The sequence below is a fragment of the Secundilactobacillus muriivasis genome (assembly GCF_054785195.1).
In genome coordinates this window covers 1-10,919 of the sequence record NZ_BAABMI010000084.1, presented here as the reverse complement: position 1 = coordinate 10,919, position 10,919 = coordinate 1, and the positions used below count along the sequence as shown (strand labels likewise).

Here is a 10,919-nt window from a genome sequence, read left to right as displayed (position 1 = left end):
CGCGTGGGTTGTGGCGAGGCTTAACTTCGAGGTCTGAGACCGCCCTTCGGCTCAGGCCGGCCCCACAGCAGGAACCTGGTCGACTACCGGAATCGCCAGTCCACGCAAATCACCGAACTTCACAAACTGAACAGAAGAATGCTTACGCTAGACAAAAACAACAGCAACTATCAATCAAACGTGTCAGACTAACAACTAGCATGATTGTCGATTACTAGACAATCATTCCACTTCCAAACCTTACAATATCTAATACGACAAAAAAATAACGCCACCAATTCCTCAAACAGGAATCAGTGACGCTATTTGAACTTATTTAGAACTTTACCACAACTAAGTGCTAGTTTAGTCCGTTTTTAGTTAGGGGTTTATTTGTAGTTAGGCGCTGCCTTAGTCAATTGCACATCGTGTGGGTGTGATTCAACTAAACCGGCGTTTGAAATGCGAACAAATTGGGCGTTGTCGATCAGATCTTGAACTGTCTTGGCACCGGTGTAACCCATGCCTGAACGAAGACCACCGACCATTTGGAAGATGATATCATCGATGCTACCCTTGTATTCAACACGGGCTTCGATGCCTTCTGGCACTAACTTGTTGGCTTCGTTGACGCCACCTTGGAAGTAACGGTCAGCTGAACCGTGTGACATTGCGGCTAATGAACCCATGCCACGGTAAGTCTTGTACTTTTTGCCGTTATCTTCAAAGACTTCACCAGGAGCTTCATCCGTCCCGGATAACATTGACCCCAACATAACGGCGTTACCACCGGCTGCCAAGGCTTTAACGATGTCACCAGAGTACTTGATCCCACCATCAGCGATGATTGGCTTGTTGAATTCTTGGGCAACTTCGGCTGCGTCGTAAATGGCAGTTAATTGAGGTACCCCAACACCGGCAACGACCCGAGTGGTACAGATTGAACCAGGGCCGATCCCAACTTTGACAACATCAACGCCGGCTTCAAATAATGCGCGCGTCCCGGAACCAGTGGCAACGTTCCCGGCAATCAAAGTGGCATCGGTGAACTTATCGCGAATTTGAGCGATCTTCCGAAGAACGCCAGCTGAGTGACCGTGAGCCGTATCAATGATAATGGCATCGGCACCGGCATTTAGTAACGCTTGGGCCCGGTCAAAGGTATCAGACGTTACCCCAACAGCAGCGGCCACTAATAACCGGCCTTGGTCATCAACTGCGGCATGCTTGGTATCGATTTGGTCAGCAGCAACGGCCTTTACCTTAGCCACTTCACCGGCTTGAGCATCGATACTCATGTTTTTGTGCACAACGCCAAGGCCACCGTTTTGGGCCATGGCAATCGCCATCTTCGATTCAGTCACCGTATCCATGCTGGCACTGAGGAATGGCACTTTCAATTTCAAATTATCGGCTAATTGGACCTGCAAATCGACGTCATTAGGTAACACATGACTTTCCGCTGGTATGAGCAACACATCATCAAACGTAATTCCTTGTTTTGCAAACTTTGTATCCCAATTAGTAGTCATTTGAAATAAACGCTCCCTGTATTTAAATTTTTTTGGTATTGTTTGGTAATATACCAGCCGTTTTCACAAAAAGCAAGTATTCTCATCAAACTATTATTATTTTCGTTCGATTTTTCCATTAAATTCAAATCAAAATTCAGTAAAACGCTTTAAGTCGTGATGTAATATGAACGTTATTGACAGTAAATTCGGTTAGTGTTCGGAATGCAAATGGTGATTAGGGGATTCTGAGTTGGATATTGGGGGGTGGTAACGGAAAATGCGGGATTGGGATGTTGGGCTTTGTTTTGAGTGGTCTGAATTTGCGTTTATAGATGTTGCTCGATAATTTTCGTTTCATTTCTGCTTTTCTCTATTACCAACTGAATTTTGGTGACGTGCTTTAATACTACGTTTGTTTCGGCTCGGTTGAGGAGGCGCCTTCTTGGGGTTTTGGTTTTATTCTGGATTAGGAACCTTTAACCCGTTTTCGGCTCCCACGCCGAAACGTGCGAAGTGAAGCAGAGAGTTATGTATAAGCAAAAGACGTGTAAAGTCCGAAACCCAGGACTTTACACGTCTTTTGCTTATACACCACTCTCTAACCGCTTCACTTCGCACTCTAACTCACATCATACTGAGTCTCCCTAATCCCCGCATTCATCAGATCATAAGGATTATTCATCTCTTCCGGATCCCACGTTGCGATCCCGACCACCATCGAAATAGCTAGGCTGGATAGTCGCGTTTCGCCCGCTAATGCCTTGGCGAAGCCCGCTCTGATTCGGTCAGCGGCGATGTTGGCGCCTTCCGAATCCGAGAACAGCAGAATGGCCCACGTTGGGTCTTCGTTATCCACCAAGTACGTAATGTCGTTATCCCGCGTGATATCCTTAATCGTTTCCGAAGCGAGTTGCAGCAAGACGTTCAGCTGGTTTTCACTCATCATTCGTTTCATATCATCGAAGTAGCGAATTTTAATGATCACCGTTGAGACCGGCAACTTGAAGCGTTCGTTGGTTTCAATAAATACCGAAGCATCTTCCACGTACGCCACGGTTGTCCGCAGGTTCGTTTGTTGGTCAAAAGCACCTCGTTCAACCAAGGCAGCTCGTAAGTCGCCATTGGCTTGTTGTAGCGCCACCTGCGTTTGGGTCATCGCGTACAACGACAACGACAGCAAAATTGGCATCACCAGCCAGAAAAGCAGCGACCACGTAATGACACCGTGGTTATTGCCATACTGGTAAATCGTCCAAATCACCTGACCCGCAATGAACACCATATTGGCCAACAAGCTGGGAATTAAGCCCAAAAAGTAGGTCAAAATCAGGAGCACGACCGTACAAAATAGGCTCACCACGTTCACCAACGAATGGCCACTGATCGTCATCAGTACCGCAACGGCGCTAAATAGCAGCAAAAACACCAGCAAGGCGACATCCTGAAAAATCGAATCACGTTGGTCATTATTGATCATGGCGTTGCCCCCTATTCAGTAAGCCCTGTTTCCGAACGATCAAGAAGCCACCGAGGCCGATCAATGCGAGTACGACCACGATAATCCCCAGATACAACAACAGCTGCGAATGACTGCTGAGACTGCGTTTTCGGGCTAACGCATCATCAATGTTCTTATCCTTCTTGAACCGGTAACTGTAGTGGGTGTTATTTTCATCCACCACAATGGCGTCACCCGAGTACTGCTCGATATTCTTCTGGAAGTTGATCTGCGTTGATGCCAGGTAACTGGCTTCCGGTGTTGCGCCGGTCACCACCAGCAGGCCGCGTTTTTGATTATACGGTGACCGCAGTAACTGCACCGTCCCAATCGTTTTGCCGTAGTCGCGCTCAATACTCAACTTTTCGTTAGATTGGAACCCATTAAAGTGTTTGTCGTATTTAAAATACAACTTTTTATTCAACGCCTTCACCATCGCGTTGGTCTTCGGCGAGCCCATCACGATCACGTTGTGGCTCGCCAACACGTACTTGGATGGTTGTTTGGTGTAGAATTGAATCCGACCGGTGTTGCTCTTTGAGAAACTACCGATCAGGTTAAAGATGTTGGTCAACGTTTTGAAGTCGGTGGCATCAAACTTCTTCGGCACCACGACCGCGATTTGGTTATACGTCTGGTTCTTAATAAACAGCGTTGGGTAGTTCGTCAACAGCAGGTCGTTACTCCGCTGAGATTTCACCAACATCCGTGACTGTGGCTCAACTTCGGCCCACGGCGTGTCGCTGTTATCCGAGCTATCCTGATCCTTCATCTCAAGGTCAAAGGCCACCCGCACCGTAAAACTGGTGCCAAGAGGCGTTCCCTTTGGCACCTTCAGCGTCAACGTATCACCGTTAGCGTGAGCTGCAGTCAGCTTCTTACTCCCCAGCGTGGTGTCATTGACGTAAGCCGTGACCAACGCCCGGTTGAAGTTGAGGTTCTTGCTGTATCTAAAATGCAGCTGGATCTCTGACCCATCTGCGTTCGACCGGTCATTGGGCAGACTCACAAAGTAGCTCGTCTCTCGGTGACCGGCACCCTTGATCTCATCCGTACCCTGAGTCAGTTGATAGCGCCCCTCGTCTTGAAGCACTGAGGTATAGGTGGCCGTGGCCATCGTCACCGTTTCGGTCGACTTATTGGTCTCCTTCATCAGTTCCTCGTTGGCGACGAAACGCGCAGCCTGTTTCAGCAATTTTCCGTTGGGGGCGGTGACGATCAGGTAGTATTTCCCACCCGTATAGTGCGTTTGGATCACCGCTTGATGTTTGACCTTTTTGGCGTCCACTGCCTTCTTCAAATCACTTGGCAGGTGGTCGTAGGTTGCTACCGCCATCACGTAGTCGTTCTTCTTCACATCGGCCTTCGATGCCGGGACCACTTGAATCTGGTCGTTATCGGTGTTGATCACCCGTGACTCACCGGCGAGGGCGGTCATGCTGGCCGTCAGCTCGTTAGCAGTTGGTTGATCCGGCGTCATGATTCGCGAGTGCTGGTTGGCAATCGTATCCTGCCCGGAAAAGTGGGCGTAAAACGACTGCAGCGTGTTCTCGGCTTCTTTCAAGGTGTACTCGAAGTTGACGTTCGAGCCGTCCTTGATGGTTAACCAATTGGCTGGTGTTTGGGCCAAATCGTAACTGTCCTTACCAGACTTGTTCAGCACCTGTCCATTGATTTGGAGCTCGTTTTCACCGCTCAACAGGTCCAGCGGAATCTTGATTTTTTCAGTTTGAAAACCAGTCTTATCCTTGGGCCGAAACGAGTCAAACTTGACCCCGTTGATCGACACGGTAATGTCTGACGTTTGCCGCGACGCTAACTGTGAGATCTGGTAGTTAAAGTTAAACGTCGCCTTCTTCACTTTCCAGTAGTCCATTTTGGTAAAATACATGTTAGTCTCAACCGACTTCCCGGACAGGGTCGCCGTTGTATTTTGAAATTGCTGCGTATAGGTTTGGTTGGCCGCTTGTGCAGTCAAGGCTTGCCCACCCCACATCAAAATGCCAAACAGGACAGCAACAATTAGTCTACTGATAACGTTTGGTCTTATACCACTTTGCTTGTTGATGAAAGACTTGTTCACGAATATACCCCACCATTCCGTAAGCCGCGACGGCTAACCACATTTGACTATAAACTAAGTACATAAAGATGATCAGTAACAGATTACTCAACGTAAGCTCACCCTTTTCGGTGGTGATCGTCACGAAGGTGCTGACCACAAACATCAAAATTGCAAACAACCACAGCCCGTTGCTGAACCCCTGCAGGTCCGAATGGGCGATGCCCGCTACCGATAACACAAACACGGTATCGGACAGCAACAGTGACGACATCAGTAAAAAGTAAACCGTTAAGTAGTACAACAGGTCAAACCGAATTGGGCGACCCTTCTTTTGAAACAGCTGCTTGCCATTCTTCAAAATCACGTAGATGTTACCCTTGACCCACCGGGTTCGCTGATGGAACCACACGTCCAAAGTTTGCGGTTCCTGTTCCCAGGTGACGGCACGTGGTTGAAACTTGATTCGGTACCCCATTTGGTAGACCCGGAAACTAATTTCGGTATCCTCAGCCAAGGCCTTCACGTCCCAGCCACCGATCTTTTCCAGTACGTTCCGGCGAATCACGTAGTTCGTTCCCGGAATCGTACACAGGTGGAACAGGTGTTGCCGCCCCGCTTGTGCCATCCACTGAAACGATAACGTTTCAATGTTGATAAACCGAGTTAGAATCGTGGCGTTCTTATTTCGCGTCCGAAACTTGCCGATGACGGCCGCTAACCGATCGTCACCCAGTAGTTCCGCGACTAAGATTCGTAACGCTTCGTGCTCCGGCGTATTATCCGCATCGTAGATTGAAATCAGGCTGCCCTTAGCGGTTTTCAAGCCGATATTTAACGCGTTGGATTTGCCCTTCCCGCCATTGGTCTTATCGGTGTTGATCACCTTCAGGCGGGTATGGCCGTACTGCTGTTGTAAATTCGCAAGCAGTTCCGCTGAGTTATCGCTGGAATTATCGTTGATCACAATGATCTCATACCGGTCGTGCGGATAGTCAAAACTCAGCAACGCCAGCACGGTTTTCACAATCACGATGCCCTCATTATGCGCCGGCACCATAATCGACACAAACGGTACCTCATCCGGTAACACCGGATCCGGTTGCCCCGCTTGTTTCAAATACCAGGTGTACCCGGCAATGGTTAAAATCAGATTGACAATCAAAATACCCCAGATTGAAATAATCGCAATCATGAGGAAAAAATCAAGCACTGACACAACAATGCCTCCTATCGTCTAAACATATTGCGGTAGATTCGGCGTCCCAAGTAGATAAAGATCAGCATCACGACCAAAACAATCGTAAAGAATCCCGCGATGAGCACTCCTTGCAGTTTAAAGAACCCTTTAAATAGCACCTGCTGATTTGGTGTCCCACCGTTGCTGGTCGCCGTCGTCACGTGATCAGCCGTTACCGTTTCACGCTGACCATTCAATAGGTAATTACCGCGCTGATACCCAACATCAGTCGACCCCGATATGAATTCAGTTTGCCAACTAGCCGCTGGATCTAACCACGAGTAGTTCAACTGTTGAATCTGTTGCTCGGTGTTGTGCACTTGGGTTGCCGTGTCTGGCAACTTAACGGTTACGGCAGTTGGACTGTTAAACTTGACGGTGGTTTCAGTTTGCCGCACGTCGTTCAACGATGACGCCGAAACCGCCAGCAGACTCATCTTCGCCGTTTGGGCATTATCATCTTGTTTCAGGTAAGTTTGGTCACTAGTATTCGGTAACAGCAGCCAGTGATCCGCCTTCTTCAGACTATTTTGACGTAACACGCGGTCTTGGTTCCAATACCCCGGTGCACTGATGCCCACCGGATAAACCTGATACCGCGCTAAACTTACCAAGTAACTGGTAAACATGTCGTTTAACTCCTGCGCGTTCGCCGCGGTTGCGCCACCGACGATCGGGGTTTGAATAAAGACGATGCCGCCGCGGTCTTCCACGCGTCGTAGGTAGGCGGCAAACACTTTGAAGGCGTGCAACTCGGTATTTTGACTCACCGACACCGTGCTAATGGCGAAGGGAATGCCCATCCGCTCACAGTAACGGCTGAGCCGGTCGAGATTTTTCAGGTGCGAGTACGGTGTCACGTTGCTGATGGTCAACAACGGCTGGTAAGTCGCCGTTCGACCGAAGAGTTCCGCCAACGTCTGGACCGCCGCCAACAAGCTCAGCCCCTTGGTACTAAAATACGGTAGGTACCCGTTCTTCCCCACGATCAGACCGTAACTGGTCGTTTTCTGATTCGCCTGCTGGGTACTTAATTTACCAATCGTCTTGGCTTTTTTCGGCAGGTGGTCCACCACCGTCATCGTTTCGCTAAATGGTAGAAGTTGCGAGGTCCCCTGATTTTTTAGGATCAACTGTTGCTGGTAAATGCGGTGCTGCTTCACACCAAGTTCCGTTGCCTCCGCAGACGTCAGGTTGTCGCCAATATGAAGCTTAATGCCCTTAAACTTTTGTCGGTCACGCACAAACTGGTGATTGGTCAGTTCCGCTTTCGGCCAGTTGATCATGGTGATCACCCCGTCATAGCCGGTGAGTTCACCGCTTTGGTAGTCCGACTCTTTGATGGTTTTGACCCGCAGATTCAAACTCGTTAACGCCCGTTGGAGCGTGGCAATTTTTTGGTTGGCCTTCGCCGTGGTATTTTGTGAATCATATACCAGTAAGACCCGCTCGTTAGTGGCTGCGTGGACACTGGGGCTTCGGACCATTCCAAAACCAATTAAGAACGCAATCATGGCAACTAAGCTATAACGCAGCGTGCGTTTACTCATCCGCTTCACCGCCTTCCTCAGTCAACCAGAGTCGGTGATTCAGCATGTCTGACGCAAACAGCACCAGTACGAGGTCCAAGCTGACCGGTGCCATAAACATGTGCTTAGCTAAGTCCGCGTCACCGTCACCAATAATGGCGATAAACGGGACGAAGACGAAGATCGTCATCAGCCCCGCAACCTGACAAAATCGCAAAATACCCATGGTTCGGCCCGCTTTAAAGTCCAGATAGGCACTCACCGCGTAAACCGCGCTGAACACCACTGCTAGTAAGCAGATAAACGCAAACTTACCTGGGAAAAAGGCCCCCATATAGGTACTGTATAGCGTAAAGAACTTAGTCTGCTCACCGGCCCGATGCCCACTATTGGCGGGATAATCACCCACCGCTTTGACTTGGGTGATCATCACATCTTTAGAGGCCAGATCCATGAGGTTGAGGAACTGGCGATGATTCTTAGCGTAGTATTTTAACACCCACCCCATACTGTAATGGTTCAGAAGGTGGTTCTCCACGAATTTGCCGGTTGGCTTGACCGGATCAAAGGTTTTCGCGTAGTAGTCCTGCGACCGCATCAGCGCAAACCGCTCACTCATCTGCCCATCTTTGGCAATCTTATGACTAGGATCACTGGTTTCCATCAGCACCCCGTGTGAAAACGACTGGTACAGATTATAGTTGTTAAAGTCGGTGTTGATCGACGCGTAAATAATGACCCCAGAAGCCGCCAACGTCCCCATCCCAAGCATAATGGCTAATTTTCGCGCTTTAAAATGCGGTAAGAACAGCAACCCGGTCGCCACCACCATGTAACTCAACGCCAACGGCGCGTTCTGCTGCTTACTAGTGATCAGGAAAATCGTGCTGACGAAAAACAGCACGACTGACGGCCAGTTGCGTCGGTAACAGTGCCGAGCCAGCAACATCACCGCCGCAAACGAGTACAGCGCCGCAATGAACATTTCTGGTTCGCCAAAAAACGAGTTAAAGTACAGCGTAAACGACGAATCCGCAAACACAAACACGACGATCAATGCCACCGCGTAACTCCGCCCCTTACGAAACGGGTAAACCAGCGATTTGGTCAGCAGGTAAATGGCGCCAAGGTAAAACGCCTCGTATATCGCCCCTAAAAACCGAATATCAAAAATGGTATGACTTTAAAACAGTTTATTGAGCAAAATCGCCGCCCGCACAAACAACGACTGCGATGTTAACACCACAGCCTTATTTTCGTTAAAGTACTGGTAAATCCCGAATTTCGGAATCACGTAATCCAGATACTGATTAACATGTGATGGCAGTCGGTATAATCCGTTACTCAACGTTGCCCGGTAAAAGTCACCGTTATCCGCCAGCCCATTAATCGGCGGCACAAATAGCAAAATACCACTCAAAATGGCCGCTAAAATCACTGCCATTAATTCCGGTGAGATATAATGTTGTCCTTTTCTTAGTATCGTTTTCATTTAAAACCGTCCTAATACATCGTTGCAACTAACCCCACTAAGTTATTGTACGAGTAGGCATCAGTTGTTTTTACATCACCAAGGCCACCGTAAATCGGTGAGGTTTTGTCGGTCACTTGGCCCTGCCAGACCACTGCCATTGCTCGTTGATAGGCTTGCCGATGACCCGCATTCGCAAAAATCATTGCCGCCAGCGCGTAATTGGCCGCTGACTGATCACGATCCGTCACTGTGCCTAACGTGGTGTATGTGTTGTAAAGTTGCTTGCGGGTCACCTGTTGGTTTAACCAAGAAAGCGACTGCGACTTTAATTGCCCCACTTCGGATAAGTGCAACAGCGTTTCCAACATTTCGGAAGTATTAAGCGCCTTCGCACTATACTGATTTGTTTGCCAGTTATAGCTACTTGCGTATAACGGGAAACCATCTCCTAAGTACCCCTTTTTAACAACGGCTAATTGCTTGCGATAAAGTTTCTTCTCCGCTGGTGACACCGATTCAAAGTACTTTAACGTCAGGAGATCGTAGTAGCTCAAGGCACTATCATTGCTGGTTTCTTTACTCTTCACATTATAGAAATCAGCCACCTGACCTGAATCTTTAATGACTGTTTGTCGGAGTAACGCAAATCGTTTAGCCGCTTCGTGGCGGTATTTTGAACTGTGCGTTAACTGGGTATAGGTTTGCAGCGCTCGAATGACCCGTAGATCATCTAACGTCGCGTTAACGTCAGCCTTTTTCCCGGTTTCTTCAATTCGGTAGCTAAATTGGTTTCCTTGATCAAATTGATCCTTGGTTGCTTTGTAAAATTGACGAAACTGCCCATATCGATGCTGATTAACTAAGGCCGTTAACCACAGCCCAGATGATTCTAACAGTAAATCATGGCCGGTTGCGACTTGCTTGGAATTTTTACGTACGCGATAGTTTGTATAGAGGCCCTTGGTCGTTAACAGTCGCTGTTCAACAAACTGATTGAGTAACTTGGCCTGTTGAGCCGACTGATGATCATGCGACTGAATCACAAATTGCGCCGCCGATGTTTTCGGCACCGTTACCTTAACCTGTTTATGACAAGCGGTCAACATCACCAACGCCAACACGCTGATAACGATGATTCGCCATTTTCGTCGATTCATGTCGGCCCTCCATTCCAACAATTAATTTCCTAACTCTGGTTAATCTGGGCAAACGGGCAAATTAACGCCATTTAAACTGCTTGCGTCAGCCTTTGCTAAAAGACCCGTCAACGGCAGACAGGGTCTCCGGTAACGGGTCGGCCTTTAGACTTATCGTTTAAAGGTGAGCAATAATTAACTTTGAATTAATTATAACATGGGTTGTCATTGGGTTGAAGAGGCTATCTAGAGATTGCCAGTTTTATCGCGATTGTTAATTGATAGTTCAAAAACGTGTCCTTCAGGCGGCTTTGGCGAGCGAAGCGATGACAAACAGCCTACAGAACTACACTCAATAGTAATTTAGACATCAAAAAAGCCGTTGATCTTAACGATCAACGACTTGGTTTGCGTGGCAACGTCCTACCCTTGCAGGGGGCGATCCCCCAACTACTCTCGGCGTGCTGAAGCTTAACTTCTGTGTTCG

6 protein-coding genes and 1 pseudogene are annotated in these 10,919 nt (G+C 48.4%); all 7 read right to left on the bottom strand.

The window, feature by feature from the left end:
* Nucleotides 1-368: 368 nt before the first annotated feature.
* The 7 genes and pseudogenes from guaB to ACYVR3_RS15345 all read right to left on the bottom strand — a co-directional run bounded on the left by guaB (nucleotide 369) and on the right by ACYVR3_RS15345 (nucleotide 10,453).
* Nucleotides 369-1,511: an IMP dehydrogenase gene (gene guaB / locus ACYVR3_RS15375; RefSeq protein ID WP_461244935.1), complete on the bottom strand. Its 1,143-nt coding sequence runs from the start codon at nucleotides 1,509-1,511 to the stop codon at nucleotides 369-371.
* Nucleotides 1,512-2,112: 601 nt separating this feature from the next.
* Complete coding sequence (locus ACYVR3_RS15370; RefSeq protein WP_461244934.1) at nucleotides 2,113-2,970, bottom strand: diguanylate cyclase domain-containing protein; 858 nt, start codon at nucleotides 2,968-2,970, stop codon at nucleotides 2,113-2,115.
* Nucleotides 2,960-4,987 carry a cellulose biosynthesis cyclic di-GMP-binding regulatory protein BcsB gene (locus ACYVR3_RS15365; protein WP_461244937.1) on the bottom strand — a complete coding sequence of 676 codons (2,028 nt, stop codon included), beginning with the start codon at nucleotides 4,985-4,987 and terminating at the stop codon, nucleotides 2,960-2,962. Before ACYVR3_RS15365 ends, ACYVR3_RS15370 begins: the two co-directional genes overlap by 11 nt.
* Before the next feature lie 31 nt (nucleotides 4,988-5,018).
* On the bottom strand, nucleotides 5,019-6,248 hold the full coding sequence (locus tag ACYVR3_RS15360) for a glycosyltransferase family 2 protein (RefSeq protein ID WP_461244936.1): 1,230 nt from the start codon (nucleotides 6,246-6,248) through the stop codon (nucleotides 5,019-5,021).
* Between the two features lie 35 nt (nucleotides 6,249-6,283).
* Nucleotides 6,284-7,843 carry a hypothetical protein gene (locus tag ACYVR3_RS15355; protein WP_461244933.1) on the bottom strand — a complete coding sequence of 520 codons (1,560 nt, stop codon included), beginning with the start codon at nucleotides 7,841-7,843 and terminating at the stop codon, nucleotides 6,284-6,286.
* Nucleotides 7,836-9,266 (bottom strand): annotated as a pseudogene (gene wsfD / locus ACYVR3_RS15350) (glycan biosynthesis hexose transferase WsfD). Before wsfD ends, ACYVR3_RS15355 begins: the two are co-directional and overlap by 8 nt.
* Nucleotides 9,267-9,325: 59 nt before the next feature.
* Nucleotides 9,326-10,453: a hypothetical protein gene (locus tag ACYVR3_RS15345; protein ID WP_461244932.1), complete on the bottom strand. Its 1,128-nt coding sequence runs from the start codon at nucleotides 10,451-10,453 to the stop codon at nucleotides 9,326-9,328.
* Nucleotides 10,454-10,919 lie beyond the last annotated feature (466 nt).